Source organism: Mesorhizobium sp. M6A.T.Cr.TU.014.01.1.1, assembly GCF_004022765.1.
GTDB lineage: Bacteria > Pseudomonadota > Alphaproteobacteria > Rhizobiales > Rhizobiaceae > Mesorhizobium > Mesorhizobium mediterraneum.
Map to the genome: position 1 here is coordinate 70,203 of NZ_RZPG01000004.1, position 12,812 is coordinate 83,014.

Sequence of the window (12,812 nt, forward strand, 5' to 3'; positions counted from 1 at the left end):
CCTTATTGTGCGGGCTGAAGGGAGGGGATGGAGGCTGGCATCGGCTCCTCCTCGCGTTGGTAGCCGAGGATAGTCATGGTGATGTTCCAGGTCATGATGACAGCACCGGCGAGATACATCGCGCCACCCACGGCGCGCATGACGTAGTAGGGATGCATGGCGGCCACGGTCTCGGCGAAGGAATAGACCAGGAAGCCCTGCTCATCATACTCGCGCCACATTAGGCCCTGCATGATGCCGGAAACCCACATCACCGCGGCGTAGACGACGATCCCGAGGGTCGCCAGCCAGAAGTGCCAGGTAACGAGCCGCAGCGAATAGAGCCGTTCACGGTTCCACAGCTTCGGCACCATGTAGTAGATCGCGCCGAACGAGATCATGCCTACCCAGCCGAGCGCGCCCGAATGGACATGCCCGATGGTCCAGTCGGTGTAGTGCGACAGCGAATTGACGGCTTTGATCGACATCATCGGACCTTCAAAGGTCGACATGCCGTAGAAGGCGATGGCCATAACCATCATGCGGATGATCGGGTCGGTGCGGAGCTTGTCCCAAGCGCCGGACAGCGTCATCAGGCCGTTGATCATGCCTCCCCAGGAGGGCATCCAAAGCATGATCGAAAACACCATACCGAGCGTTTGCGCCCAGTCGGGCAGGGCGGTGTAGTGCAGGTGATGCGGCCCAGCCCAGATATAGAGAAAGATGATCGCCCAGAAGTGGATGATAGACAGCCGGTAGGAATAGACTGGCCGGTTCGCCTGCTTGGGCACGAAATAATACATCATGCCAAGAAAGCCGGCTGTCAGGAAAAAGCCGACGGCATTGTGCCCGTACCACCATTGCGTCAAGGCGTCCTGGACGCCGGAGAAGGCCGAGTAGCTCTTCGAGCCCAGGAGAGACGCCGGCATCGATAGGTTGTTGATCAGGTGCAGCATCGCGATGGTCACGATGAAGGACAGATAGAACCAGTTGGCGACGTAGATATGCGGTTCCTTGCGTTTCAGGATGGTGCCGAGGAACAGGACGAGGTAGGCGACCCAGACGATGGTCAGCCATATGTCCACATACCATTCGGGCTCGGCATATTCGCGGCTCTCGGTGATGCCGAGCAGGTAGCCGGTCGCGGCCATGACGATGAAAAGCTGATAACCCCAGAACACGAACCAGGCGAGATTGCCGCCGAACAGCCGGGCGCGGCTGGTGCGTTGCACGACATACATGGACGTGCAGATGAGCGCGTTGCCGCCGAAGGCAAAAACGACGCCGGATGTGTGCAATGGCCGCAGGCGGCCGAAGTTGAACCAAGGCTCGATGTTGAGATCCGGGTAGGCGAGCTGCAGCGCGATGACCACACCCACAAGCATGCCGACAACGCCCCAGAACATGGTGGCGATGGCGCCGTAGCGGATTGGCCCGTCCATGTAGGCAGAAGGATCGACCGATGCGGCCGGCGCAAAGCTGGTGTTGCGCAGGAGGACGATGACAAAGCCAAGCAGCAGGAAGAAAAGCACCCACATGTGCTGGCGAAACGGCTCGTCCACACCGAAGCCGGCGGCCACTAGAGCCACAAACGCGAAAAGGCCCAAAGCGACGATTTCTGTGCCGAACTTCATGACAGTCCCCGATGTCGGATTCCGATTGCGCGGACGCCAATCCGCAGCAACACCAATTCCCCGGCTGCATCCTCGCCGCCTTGATTCAAATCAAAGCTGCATGGTTTTGGATTGGGCAGCGTTGGTTTTGCGAACGAGTTGGAGGCGGCCATTGAACGAAGAGAAAGAGCGGGGATCGTCGCTGTTCGAAGTGCGCCGCGAGAATTCGATGCTAGCTGGCCGATCCGGCAGAGAGGCAATCCCAAGCGCAGTGATGAAGCGCGCGCACAGGGAAAAACTGCAGCTCTGTGATGCTCTGGAGAAAATCGCGGACGCCTTGCCGAACGTCGATCGCCTGAAGTGCCTTGGCACAGCCAACGCAATCGTCCCATTGTTGCGCAATATTCATCAATATGAAGAAACGATCATCTTCCCAGCCTATGAAGCCGCTACAGGCGGCAATGCCAACCTTGCCTCAACCCGGCGATTGCGCGCCGAACACGTCGAAGATGAATGCTTTGCCGGCGAGGTGACTGAAATCCTGCTGGCGGTCGGCCATGGTGAGACAGTCGAGAATGCCGAAGCGGTCGGCTTCATGCTGCGCGGCTTTTTCGAAAGCATGCGCCGTCATATCGCGTTTGAGCGCGAGCATGTCTTGCCGGCGATCGGAATCGTCGATCAGGGCGTAATCTAGGCGCCGGAGCGTCGCTCCAGCCGGCTGAGACTATCGACCGTCACATGCCGGTTGTTCTCGATCCGGATCACGCCGTCCGTTCTTAGCCTGGTCAACTGGCGGCTCACCGTCTCGATCGTCAGGCCGAGGAAATCGGCAATGTCGGCGCGTGTCATCGGCAGGTCGAAAGTCGCCGACTTGGCGGTGGGGTCGACCGTGGGATCGATGTTCCTGGCGATCATCAGCAGAAAGCTCGCCACCTTTTCCGAAGCGGTCTTGCGTCCCAGCGTCACCATCCACTCGCGTGCTTGATCGAGCTCGTTCAGCGTTTGCTTGAGCATGCGATGTTCGAGCTCCGGCGATTCCTTCATCATCCGTTCGATGGCGGCCTTCGGAAACGAACACAGGGAAACGGCGGTTGCGGCTTCCGCGTTGATCGCGCTTTCCACCTTGAACGGCCGTCCCAGAAAGTCGGGCGCAAACTGAAGGCCGACGATCTGCTGGCGTCCGTCCGAAAGGCTCTTTGTCAGCTTCACCACGCCCGAAAGCACATTCGAAAAGCTGTCGACGGTCTCGGCGTCGCCAATCAGTTCGATCCCCGGCTCGATCTTGTGCCTCGACGAGGTCTTGGCGAGCCCGACCAACTGGCCGGGATCGAGCGCACCGCAGACGCCGCGATGCCGTGCCTCGCAAGACTGGCAAAGCACAGGAATATCGGCACTGTGAACGTCCTGCCGCACTGTCATCATAATCGTCCCGACGGATCCAAGGTGCCCGTAAGATAGCATCGGCGGCAGAAAATCTGTTGCGGCAGTTTGTCCGCGGAGGGCCTTGACCGAAATCAAGGCGACGGTGCGGATCTGCAGCCAGAATTCAGCCTTGCAAGGATGATGGAAGGCGACATGCGACCGGAAATGGCTGCCAGACTTGGCGAGAATGTCCCCCGCTACACCAGTTACCCGACCGCGCCGCATTTTCATTCAGGCGTTGATGCTGCCGTCTATCGTGGTTGGCTGCAGGGGCTCGATGATGGCTGCGAGATCTCGCTGTACCTGCACATCCCCTACTGCGACAAGCTTTGTTGGTTCTGTGCGTGCCACACCAAGCAGACACGCCATTATGAACCGGTGACCACGTATCTGCGCTCACTGCACGCTGAAATAGCTACCGTCGCCAGTCTTGTCGGAGGCAAGGGCCGTGTGGGTGCCGTCCATTTCGGCGGTGGCTCGCCGACGATGCTCAAACCCGAGGATATGGTGGCGCTGGGAACTGTCCTGCGCAACAGTTTCGAGTTTCTTCCCGGCGCCAAGATCAGTGTCGAAATCGAACCCAACGATATGGACGATGCTCGCCTCGGTGCACTCGCCGAAATCGGCATGACGCGGGCGAGCCTCGGCGTCCAGGATTTCGATCTTAAGGTGCAGAAGGCGATCAACCGCGAGCAGAGCTTTCTGCAGACCAAAGCGGTTGTCGAGGGCGTTCGTTCGCGCGGCGTCGAATCAGTCAATCTCGACCTGCTCTACGGCTTGCCGCATCAGACCCGGGACAGCGTCTCCTCCACCGTGGCGCAGGCGCTGACTCTGGAGCCGGACAGGATGGCGCTTTTCGGCTATGCGCATGTGCCCTGGTTCAAGAAGCACCAGACGATGATCGACGAAGCGTGGCTGCCGAATTCGGTCGAACGCTTCGCTCAATCGCAAATTGCCGCTGGCCTTATGCTGAAGGCAGGGTATCAACCCGTGGGGTTCGATCATTTCGCCAGATCCGGTGATGCGCTGGCCGTTGCGGCACGGACCGGAACCTTGCACCGGAACTTCCAGGGCTATACCGAGGATCGCTGTGAGACACTGATCGGGCTTGGTCCTTCATCGATCAGCCAGTTCCGCCAGGGCTATGCACAGAACATGCCGGCGACCGCCGAATACGGACGCATGGTGGAGCAGGGAGGTCTGGCTGCCGTGCGCGGCATCGAGTTGTCGGAAGATGACCGCGTGCGCGGCTGGATTATCGAAAGTCTGATGTGCGATTTCGCCTTCTCGGCGATCGATCTGGTCGAACGCTTCGGCGAAATCGGCCAGAAGCTTCTGCTCCAGGCGAGTTCCGTCGCCCTTCGTGATCCTGCTCGGTTGCTGGAACTGAATGGCGACAGTTTCGTAGTGCCGGTGGAAAATCGTCCCTTTGTTCGCAATATAGCGGCCAGGTTCGACAAATATTTCGAAACCGGTAAAGCCAAGCATTCGGTGGCAGTCTGAGCACCGGCCTGATCAGAAATGCTCCCCGGTCTTGAATGGGCCGATTCGGGTGCCAGCCGCGATCAGATAGGCGGTCGACCAGCCAATGAGCAGAAACCCGTTCACCCCCTCGAGCGCCGCCAGCACGCGCCACCCGTGAGCGGGTACGACATCGCCATAGCCGACCGTCGAAAAGGTAACGGTCGAGAAATACAGTGCGGTTTCGAAGTCGGCAAAGATATCGAGCAATCGGTAGAGCCCTGCCCATAGCCAAACCTCAGTGGTTATGATGGCAAACAGCCCCATCACTACACTGATCATCGCGACTATACGGCTGCGGCGACCGTGCATGCGAAACCGTGCCACCAGATGCCCCATCGCATGGGTAACGGCGATCAGACCGAAGGTATGAATCAGGACCGTCATGCTTATGACGATCGTGCCGACGAAGAGATTGAGGGCCATGCGACGAAATTAGGAATCTCTCGGGGTGCGTTCCTTGCGCGAAATCAAAACCGGCCGAGTTTCGCCGAGGCCGGCCTGTTCGCCACAGACGGTCACGGCAGGAACGGGACGAAAGAACATCGCCAGCTTCAGGCTTGTCGCGATCCGCTCGGCTCGGTCGACAAACACCGCCGCCGGCTCCGGAGCGAAGAGTTCAGCCGCCGTCTGGCCGAACAGGCCCTGCCAGATCTCGAAATCGGCCTCGGTAACGTCCTTGAGTTTGAGGTGCGCCGGCACCGGGCGTCCGTGATAATCGCCGCTCTTGAGGATGACGGAACACCAGAAGTCCGTCATTTTCTCGAGATGGGGCTCCCAGTCGCCGGTGATCTCGCGCGCGAAAATCGGCCCCAGACGCTCGTCGCTTCTGACTTTTGCGTAGAATTCGCGGACCAGTTTTCCGACAGACTTTCGATCGACGCCAGTATGGTTCAGAGGCTGTTCCGCGATCGGGCGCGCCCGATCCAAAGCTGATTTCAATGTCATCATGCACTCTTGTTTATGCTGTCAGGAGAAGCCCAGGCGCCGAAGGGCAACCTGCACGAGACTGGGCTGGTCGCGGACAAGCCGGAAACCCAGATTGTCGGGCGGCGTGCCGACTGCGCAACCGCCGCTCTTTCCGTCCCGGATGAAGTTCGACATATAGGTGCGGTGGAACCCCTCAACGACGTGCACGCCGCAATTGTCGATCGAACTCGCGGTCCGCTTACCATCAATATCTATCGTGGCGTGGGAATAACATGTCGAGGTCCATTCCCAGACGTTTCCCGCAATATCCGCTAGGCCTTTTGAATTGGTACCGAAGGACCCTTGAGCCCTCGGCTCTGGATCAGGTTTCCGTCCGAGCGAGGCCTCCAGGCGATACTGTGTCAGCCACCGGCGCGCCGGGTTGTTCGGGTCGCTTTCGCCGCCCTCAATGTCACCTCGGAACCGTTCACTGGCCGCATAGGCCCACTCCACGTCTGTCGGCAACCGCCATGTCCCTCCTGTCCGCGCCGAGAACCACCTCGCGTAGGCTTCGGCATCGAGATAGCTCACACCGGTGACCGGAAGGTGTCCGACATTGCGTGCGTCTGCTGGCTTGCAGGCGCCGTCCGCCACACAACGTCCATATTCCGATACACTGACTTGGTATTTCATGATTTCCAGTGGCGCGTCGATGGAGGTTTGCACGACGGGCGCTGCGACAGGATGGTTCTCCTTGAGGAATTCCCCAGCCTGTGGGTGCTCAAACGAGCCGGGTCCCAGGACCACCAGTTCGCTTACGGCGACCGGTTGGGAGAACTTCAGGGGACTCTCGCCGAACGTATGGGCTATGCCCATGCTGATCAGTGTGGCAGCCGCAATTGTCCCGAAGGTGAAGACAGGGTCGAAGGACATGGCATCAAGTCCGGCTGCGAGTACAACCCTTTGGCTCCGCCGCCGGGTTGCACTGAGGATCGGATCTCCCGTCTACGAGGCGATCGCCTTGGGCGGTTCGACCTGCATCATCAGATCGTCGTCCCAGTTTCCCTCGACGGTAAAGTGCGCGGTCGCGCCGAGTTCGACTGCCTCGATCAAATTATGGTTCACATAGGCGTAGATGCCTGGCTGCAGGAACGTGTAGAGCGCCGCGCCGGCCGATCCGCCACGAATGAACCAGGTTTCCAGGTCTTTCGCGGGAGGGTTGGCGAACTTGCCCTGTTCCCAGACAAAGTCGCCATGCCCGCCGATCAGGTGCGGACGCGTGTCGCGGTTCGCCTGCGAATGAACGATCAATATCGTTTCGCCGACCTTTGCCTTCATGGCATTGTCCCCGGTCAAGGAACCGGCCTTGCCGTTGAACACGACATGCGTCGGGATCAGCCCGCGCATGACCCTCATGGTTTCTTCGTAATTGTCGCCGGCCGACTCGTACTTCTTGAATTGCCCTTGCTCGTCGCGCGGGATGTAGAAATCGTTCTCGCCGACGTAATAGATGCGGTCGTAGCGGACCGGCCTGCCCTTGTCGTCCTTGAGGCCGTCGCGCGGCAGCACCATCACCGCCCCGCTCATGCCCGACACCACGTGCCATGGGATCATCGCGCCGCCGGGTGCGCAGTGGTAGACGAACGTTCCACTCCGGGTCGCCTTGAAGCGCAGCGTGACCTGCTCGCCCGGATTGACCAGCGTCAATTCGCCACCGCCAAGCGCGCCGGTAGCGGCGTGGAAATCGATGTTGTGGGCGAGGGTGCTGGTGTCGGGGTTGACGAGCGTGAGCTCGAGATAGTCGCCTTCATGCACGACCATCAGAGGACCGGGAATCGAGCCGTTGTAGGTCATTGCATTGAGCTGCGTGCCGTCGGCGTCGATAACCACCGGCTTTTCCTCGATCGTCATGATGAATTCGACGACCTTTGGACCGCCCTTGGCGACCTGATCATGAGCATGGACGAACGGCGGCGGGACCATGGTTACCTTTTCACGGGGCAGCCCGGCGACATCCTTGGCGCTTGCCACGGCCGGCATTGCACCAACAGTGGCGACCGCGGCTGCGGTAAGAACAGAACCCAACAAAGCTTCGCGTCTCGTAAGCATTTCCATCTCCTTGGTTTCGGCCATTCGATGTCGTCAGAATAGTCTCGGCTCCGGCCAAGTCTTTGCGCTAACGCAAATCCAAAACGTTGATGCAATTTTCTGTGTTTTGGAGACTGCATGTACCAACGTGGACGCCGAACCGGATGGGAAGCCGCGCCTGAGAGAGGGCAACTCCCATCAGATCGGAGGGCATCGGCTCTGCTGCATGAAATCGGGAATGAAATAGGCCGGGCTGGACCTCTCCCCTGGTCCACCCGGCCTTCCCCCGGCCGCCGAACCGGAGGGGATCTGTGAAAAAGGTTAGTTAGAGGCGGTCTTGGTCACTTCGGCGAACAGTTCGGCGAATACTGGTTTGGCTTTTCCGACCTGCTTGACGGCTTCCGCTGCTGCCAGGTTGATAGGCTTACCGACCACGATCAGTGCGACCATGCCCATGCCGTAGTGTGGAGCGCACTTCACGCCATAGACCCCCTCCTGGGTCACGGTCACGGCAATTTCCGCGTTGGGCTTGCCCTTGAAAGCTTCAGCTCCGTCCGGGATCATGCCCTTGATGCTTTCGGCGTTGTGGGACTTGTCGGTCGGCACGAACTTGATCGTGTCTCCAGGCGCCGCCCGAACAAAGGCAGGCTGGTAGACCATTGAGCCCTTCTCTCCCTTGTTCAGCATCTGCACGACATGTTCTTCGGCATTTGCCGCACCGGCGATGGAGAGCAGGGCGATGGCCGCGGCGATCAGTGGCAATTTCATGGGGGATCCTTTCTTTGTTCATCACGGCATCAACCGTTGCGCTCTTCTACGTGACCGAGAGACTTGGAAATTTGCGCTGGCGCAAATTGGCATGCGAAATGTGCATGGGAGAGAGCTGCCTGGTCTAAGGAGCCGGTCGGCCTTCAAACGGCGGTTCTCGGCTGCCTCACTTGCAAACGTGGTCGAATGAGCATCCCGCCGAATAGGCCCGCGTAGCCGATGAAGGATGCGACCCATAGCGCCGCCGAAATGTGGAGAAGCATCGCTTGCGCCGGTGAGAATGCAGCACCGATGCGAAAAAGGGCCGCAAGCGCGATCGCGACAAAGATCACACAAGTGCCGATGCTTGCCCGCAGTTCGCGACCTGTGTGTCCGAGCGTGGCGCGGGTCATGACGGCGAGCGTCATACATGCAACCGCTCCGACGCCGAACGCATGAATGCCGGCTACTGCGGGCACTTTCTCGGGCACGAAGACAGCGAGGCCGGCAATCAGGAGGCCGATCGGCACGAAGGCGAACGCGACATGCAGGATCAGCACCAGAGGATCGCGCAGCGCTCGGTCTCCGGCCCACCGGGCAAGCCGAATGGTATTGAGAATCGCCCCCAAGATCAGCATTGCCCCGGTGCCAGCACTGTCTGGAAGAAAGGCCCAGGCCATCAATCCCGCTGCTGAGAGCGTAATCGCTCCCACGTCGAACCTGCCGAACGGGACCGGAAGCCGTCCCGGTCTCTCGCGCGCCAGCCAATTGCGGGTGAAGGAGGGAATAATGCGGCCACCTATGATCATGATGAGGACCACCGCTGCGCCAAGACCGAGGCGGCGGCCGATGTCGGACACGCCTTGATAGTGCGCCTCGGCATGAAACGTCATATTCGCTGCCAGAAGCACCGTCACAGGCAGAAGGACCTTGAGGTTTCGCCAGTTTCGGCCGGCGATGATTTCCGTTGCGGCGGCGGCGACAACCGCGAGAAGAAAGGCGCAGTCTATGATGGCGCCGAGCAACCACCCTGTCTCCGCCGAAAAGAAGACGACGAACCGTCCCGCGCACCAAAGCAATGCGAGCGCCAGCAGGGGAGGGCCCTGCACGGGAAGACGTCCGGTCCAGTTCGGGATTGCAGTTAGCAGGAAACCCGTCACAACAGCCGCCAGATAACCAAACAGCAACTCGTGGACATGCCAGTCCACGGGCGAGAAGACGCTGGAGGCTTCGAGCTTGCCGTAGAACAAAGGCAGCCAGAACAGGATAGCTGCGCCGGCCTGCAGGGAACCGAGGAGAAAAAATGGCCGGAAACCGTAAGAGAGAACTGCCGGATAGGCGCTTGGCCGCGTGCGTGGAATTGCCATGATATCCCCTGAAATGAAAGCTACGGGCGGACGTGACAGGTCATGTCGACGGCTGCCACTTCGGTCGTTCTATCCTGGCCTGGCAGACGGAATTTGCCGCTGCGCAAACAAGATCGGGAATTTCAGGAAAGGCGCGCGCCTCTTGCCGCCCATCGGTCGCCCATGAGACATTCTCCGACCAGGCGACCTGGATGCGTTGCCGTGGTCAAGTTCGGGAGGAACGGAGTTGGGTAGCCTCGATCGCTCGCTGATTGCCGGGTTGTCTGTCTTTGAAGGCATAGCCGCCACGGATCTCGACCGTATTGTCGGCCAGGCCCGGTCACAGAGGATTGCCAAGGACCACCCGGTGTTCCAGCAGGAGCAGGAAGCACATTCGTTTTTCCTGCTGCTCGACGGACATGTGCGCGTCGTGAAATCGACGCCTGACGGGCACGAGGTGACGGTGCGGTACATAAGCCCGGGCGAGTTGATGGGCATTGCCCATGCGCTTGGCCGCACCACCTATCCGGCAAACGCGATAGCCGCCGTCGATTGCGTGGCTCTCGCCTGGCCAAGCCAGCTGTGGCCAACATTCGCAGCCGATTTCCCGAGCTTTACTACCAACACCTACAAGACAGTCGGTAGCAGGCTGCAGGATGCCCATATGCGCGTTATCGAGATGTCCACCGAGCAGGTAGATCAGCGCGTCGCCCATGCGCTGCTCAAACTGGTCAAGCAGACGGGCAAAAAGACCGAGGAAGGCATCCTGATCGACTTCCCGATCTCACGTCAGGACATTGCCGAGATGACGGGAACGACGCTCCATACGGTGAGCCGGCTGCTCTCGGCATGGGAAGACCAGGGGCTGGTCAAAAGCGGGCGCCAGAAGGTGACCGTGGTCGAACCTCACCAGCTCCTTCTGATCGCCGAAGGCCGCGTGGAGAAAAGCTAATCGGAGTCGGACCTTTCGATTGCGGTCCGCAAATCGTAGCTGAGTTCTTCTTCGTCCAGATCGTGCACCCGTGCGGCATCGGAAACGGTGTGGAACGAAGCAATCGGACAGCCGACGCAAAGCATGCCGCGCCGGAGCACGACCCGGATGGCAGCCGGCGACCCGTGCATGATTTCGTCCATCTGAATTTGCGTTTCATGCCGCTTGCCCGCGTCTGGAAGCGGACATGTTGCATTCGCTTTACGGGGTGCTCGTTGCGCCAAGACAAAGAAGAAGCAGCCTCATGCACATCACGGCTGAAAGGCGCAGATCGTCGACCGCGTCAGGAACCGCTTCTCGCGTCCGTTATCCAGCGAGAACATGCCGCCGCGGCCGGGCACCACATCGATAATGAGGTCGGTGTGTTTCCATGCCTCGAATTGCGAGGCCCCGATGTAGAACGGCGCGTCGCCGATGTGACCGAGCAGCACATCTTGGTCGCTGACGATGAAGCCGGCACGCGGATAGCACATCGGCGAAGAACCGTCGCAGCAGCCGCCGGATTGATGGAACAGCACCGGACCGTGCTCGGCAACGATCTCCGCAATCAGTTCAAGCGCTGCCGGCGTTGCCGTGACCTTCGCATGCATGGCTTCTTCGATTTCCAGCTTGTGGCGCGGCCCCCAGCGGAGCCGCGCCTGTGAGCCAAAGAGGCGATCAGAAGAAGCCGAGCTTCTTCGGGCTATAGCTGACCAGCATGTTCTTGGTCTGCTGATAGTGGTCGAGCATCATCTTGTGGGTCTCGCGGCCGATGCCGGACTGCTTGTAGCCGCCGAAAGCTGCATGTGCGGGATAGGCGTGGTAACAATTCGTCCAGACGCGACCAGCCTGGATCGCGCGGCCGAAGCGATAGGCACGGTTGCTGTCGCGCGTCCAGACGCCGGCGCCGAGGCCGTAGAGCGTATCGTTGGCTATCACCAGCGCTTCGTCGTCGTCCTTGAAAGTCGTGACCGAAACCACCGGCCCGAAAATCTCCTCCTGGAAGATTCGCATCTTGTTGTGGCCCTTGAACACCGTCGGCTTGACGTAGTAGCCGCCCGCCAAATCGCCGGGCAGCACATTGCGGGCGCCGCCGGTCAAAATCTCGGCTCCTTCCTGCCGGCCGATGTCGATGTAGGACAGGATCTTTTCCAGCTGTTCGGACGAGGCCTGGGCACCGATCATCGTCGCCGGATCGAGCGGATCGCCCTGCACGATCGCCTCGACGCGCTTCAGCGCACGTTCCATGAAAGTGTCGTAGATCGATTCGTGAATGAGCGCGCGGCTTGGGCAAGTGCAGACTTCGCCCTGGTTCAGCGCGAACATGACGAAGCCTTCGATCGCCTTGTCGAAGAAATCGTCGTCCTCGGCGACGACATCCCTAAAGAAGATGTTGGGCGACTTGCCGCCCAGTTCAAGCGTGACGGGGATCAGGTTCTGGCTGGCATATTGCATGATCAGCCGGCCGGTCGTGGTCTCGCCGGTAAAGGCGATCTTAGCAATGCGCGGTGACGATGCGAGGGGCTTGCCGGCCTCGAGGCCGAAGCCGTTGACGATGTTGAGCACGCCCGGCGGCAGCAGATCGCCGACAAGATCGGCCCAGAGCAAGATGGCGGCCGGCGTCTGCTCGGCAGGCTTCAGAACCACGCAGTTTCCGGCAGCGAGCGCGGGAGCAAGTTTCCAGCATGCCATCAGCAGCGGAAAGTTCCAGGGGATGATCTGGCCGACCACGCCGAGCGGCTCATGGAAATGATAGGCGACGGTATCGTCGTCGATCTGGGAAAGGCTGCCTTCCTGGCCACGCAAGGCGCCAGCGAAATAGCGGAAATGGTCGATGGCCAAAGGCAGGTCAGCCGCGGTCGTCTCGCGGATCGGCTTGCCGTTATCCCAGGTTTCGGCGCGAGCGAGGAGATCGAGGTTTTCCTCCATGCGGTCGGCGATGCGGTTGAGCATGAGCGACCGGTCGGCCACGCTGGTGCGTGCCCAGGCGTCCTTGGCGGCATGGGCCGCGTCAAGCGCCGCCTCGATGTCCTGCGCATCCGAACGCGCCACTTCGCACAGCAACTGACCGTTCACCGGCGAGTAGTTTTCGAAGTAGCGGCCGGAGCGCGGCTCGGCCCATTTGCCACCGATGAAGTTGCCGTAACGCTTGTCGAAGGGCGCCTTGACCGAGCGTGAGAATTCAACCTTGTTCATGTGTCTTCCTCCCAAAGCTGA

At 60.1% G+C, this 12,812-nt stretch carries 14 protein-coding genes; 3 read left to right on the forward strand and 11 right to left on the reverse strand.

Translation table 11 applies throughout. The annotated features are described in order from the left end of the window. Positions 1 to 2: 2 nt before the first annotated feature. A complete protein-coding gene (gene ccoN, locus EN885_RS07055; protein WP_126105380.1) occupies positions 3 to 1,613 on the reverse strand; it encodes a cytochrome-c oxidase, cbb3-type subunit I in 1,611 nt (536 codons plus the stop codon). Positions 1,614 to 1,866: 253 nt separating this feature from the next. Between ccoN and EN885_RS07060 the strand changes: the two genes are divergently transcribed. Then, a complete protein-coding gene (locus tag EN885_RS07060) occupies positions 1,867 to 2,286 on the forward strand; it encodes a hemerythrin domain-containing protein (RefSeq protein ID WP_127205958.1) in 420 nt (139 codons plus the stop codon). On the opposite strand, the gene EN885_RS07065 is transcribed toward EN885_RS07060, so the two are convergent. Further along, complete coding sequence (locus tag EN885_RS07065; protein ID WP_128241421.1) at positions 2,283 to 3,011, reverse strand: Crp/Fnr family transcriptional regulator; 729 nt, start codon at positions 3,009 to 3,011, stop codon at positions 2,283 to 2,285. The two genes, EN885_RS07060 and EN885_RS07065, sit on opposite strands and share 4 nt — an antisense overlap. Positions 3,012 to 3,167: 156 nt before the next feature. Here EN885_RS07065 and hemN point away from each other — a divergent pair, with 156 nt between their 5' ends. Further along, positions 3,168 to 4,517 carry an oxygen-independent coproporphyrinogen III oxidase gene (gene hemN, locus EN885_RS07070; RefSeq protein WP_128241420.1) on the forward strand — a complete coding sequence of 450 codons (1,350 nt, stop codon included), beginning with the start codon at positions 3,168 to 3,170 and terminating at the stop codon, positions 4,515 to 4,517. A 12-nt stretch (positions 4,518 to 4,529) separates the two neighbouring features. On the opposite strand, the gene EN885_RS07075 is transcribed toward hemN, so the two are convergent. From EN885_RS07075 to EN885_RS07100, 6 genes are all read right to left on the reverse strand, one after another. Further along, positions 4,530 to 4,961, reverse strand: a complete 432-nt coding sequence (locus tag EN885_RS07075) for a potassium channel family protein (RefSeq protein WP_127205142.1) — start codon at positions 4,959 to 4,961, stop codon at positions 4,530 to 4,532. Between the two features lie 9 nt (positions 4,962 to 4,970). Further along, positions 4,971 to 5,483 (reverse strand): group III truncated hemoglobin, encoded by a 513-nt coding sequence (locus tag EN885_RS07080; protein WP_245461477.1) that lies wholly within the window; start codon positions 5,481 to 5,483, stop codon positions 4,971 to 4,973. A gap of 21 nt (positions 5,484 to 5,504) precedes the next feature. Further along, positions 5,505 to 6,377, reverse strand: a complete 873-nt coding sequence (locus EN885_RS07085) for an SUMF1/EgtB/PvdO family nonheme iron enzyme (protein ID WP_095488976.1) — start codon at positions 6,375 to 6,377, stop codon at positions 5,505 to 5,507. A gap of 72 nt (positions 6,378 to 6,449) precedes the next feature. Continuing rightward, positions 6,450 to 7,553 (reverse strand): copper-containing nitrite reductase, encoded by a 1,104-nt coding sequence (nirK, locus tag EN885_RS07090; protein WP_095489237.1) that lies wholly within the window; start codon positions 7,551 to 7,553, stop codon positions 6,450 to 6,452. 300 nt (positions 7,554 to 7,853) lie between these two features. Continuing rightward, the gene (locus EN885_RS07095) at positions 7,854 to 8,300 is read right to left on the reverse strand and encodes a pseudoazurin (protein ID WP_095488977.1); all 447 of its coding nucleotides are present in this window, start codon (positions 8,298 to 8,300) and stop codon (positions 7,854 to 7,856) included. A gap of 143 nt (positions 8,301 to 8,443) precedes the next feature. Beyond that, positions 8,444 to 9,646 (reverse strand): NnrS family protein, encoded by a 1,203-nt coding sequence (locus EN885_RS07100; protein WP_095488978.1) that lies wholly within the window; start codon positions 9,644 to 9,646, stop codon positions 8,444 to 8,446. A 226-nt stretch (positions 9,647 to 9,872) separates the two neighbouring features. Here EN885_RS07100 and EN885_RS07105 point away from each other — a divergent pair, with 226 nt between their 5' ends. Continuing rightward, positions 9,873 to 10,577, forward strand: a complete 705-nt coding sequence (locus tag EN885_RS07105) for a Crp/Fnr family transcriptional regulator (RefSeq protein ID WP_128241419.1) — start codon at positions 9,873 to 9,875, stop codon at positions 10,575 to 10,577. Here the strand turns inward: EN885_RS07105 and EN885_RS07110 are convergent. The 3 genes from EN885_RS07110 to adh form a co-directional block, all read right to left on the reverse strand. Then, positions 10,574 to 10,759, reverse strand: a complete 186-nt coding sequence (locus EN885_RS07110) for a DUF1858 domain-containing protein (RefSeq protein WP_128241418.1) — start codon at positions 10,757 to 10,759, stop codon at positions 10,574 to 10,576. The two genes, EN885_RS07105 and EN885_RS07110, sit on opposite strands and share 4 nt — an antisense overlap. A 108-nt stretch (positions 10,760 to 10,867) precedes the next feature. Then, positions 10,868 to 11,206 carry a DUF779 domain-containing protein gene (locus EN885_RS07115; RefSeq protein WP_128241417.1) on the reverse strand — a complete coding sequence of 113 codons (339 nt, stop codon included), beginning with the start codon at positions 11,204 to 11,206 and terminating at the stop codon, positions 10,868 to 10,870. Positions 11,207 to 11,273: 67 nt separating this feature from the next. Beyond that, positions 11,274 to 12,791, reverse strand: coding sequence for an aldehyde dehydrogenase (adh, locus tag EN885_RS07120; RefSeq protein WP_128241416.1), 1,518 nt, complete (start codon positions 12,789 to 12,791; stop codon positions 11,274 to 11,276). Between the last annotated feature and the right edge of the window lie 21 nt (positions 12,792 to 12,812).

Coding starts and splice junctions, on each gene's coding strand:
- ccoN (WP_126105380.1), bottom strand. CDS start 1,613: ATGAAGTTCGGCACAGAAATCGTCGCTTTGGGCCTTTTCGCGTTTGTG.
- EN885_RS07060 (WP_127205958.1), top strand. CDS start 1,867: ATGAAGCGCGCGCACAGGGAAAAACTGCAGCTCTGTGATGCTCTGGAG.
- EN885_RS07065 (WP_128241421.1), bottom strand. CDS start 3,011: ATGACAGTGCGGCAGGACGTTCACAGTGCCGATATTCCTGTGCTTTGC.
- hemN (WP_128241420.1), top strand. CDS start 3,168: ATGCGACCGGAAATGGCTGCCAGACTTGGCGAGAATGTCCCCCGCTAC.
- EN885_RS07075 (WP_127205142.1), bottom strand. CDS start 4,961: ATGGCCCTCAATCTCTTCGTCGGCACGATCGTCATAAGCATGACGGTC.
- EN885_RS07080 (WP_245461477.1), bottom strand. CDS start 5,483: ATGACATTGAAATCAGCTTTGGATCGGGCGCGCCCGATCGCGGAACAG.
- EN885_RS07085 (WP_095488976.1), bottom strand. CDS start 6,377: ATGTCCTTCGACCCTGTCTTCACCTTCGGGACAATTGCGGCTGCCACA.
- nirK (WP_095489237.1), bottom strand. CDS start 7,553: ATGCTTACGAGACGCGAAGCTTTGTTGGGTTCTGTTCTTACCGCAGCC.
- EN885_RS07095 (WP_095488977.1), bottom strand. CDS start 8,300: ATGAAATTGCCACTGATCGCCGCGGCCATCGCCCTGCTCTCCATCGCC.
- EN885_RS07100 (WP_095488978.1), bottom strand. CDS start 9,646: ATGGCAATTCCACGCACGCGGCCAAGCGCCTATCCGGCAGTTCTCTCT.
- EN885_RS07110 (WP_128241418.1), bottom strand. CDS start 10,759: ATGGACGAAATCATGCACGGGTCGCCGGCTGCCATCCGGGTCGTGCTC.
- EN885_RS07115 (WP_128241417.1), bottom strand. CDS start 11,206: ATGCATGCGAAGGTCACGGCAACGCCGGCAGCGCTTGAACTGATTGCG.
- adh (WP_128241416.1), bottom strand. CDS start 12,791: ATGAACAAGGTTGAATTCTCACGCTCGGTCAAGGCGCCCTTCGACAAG.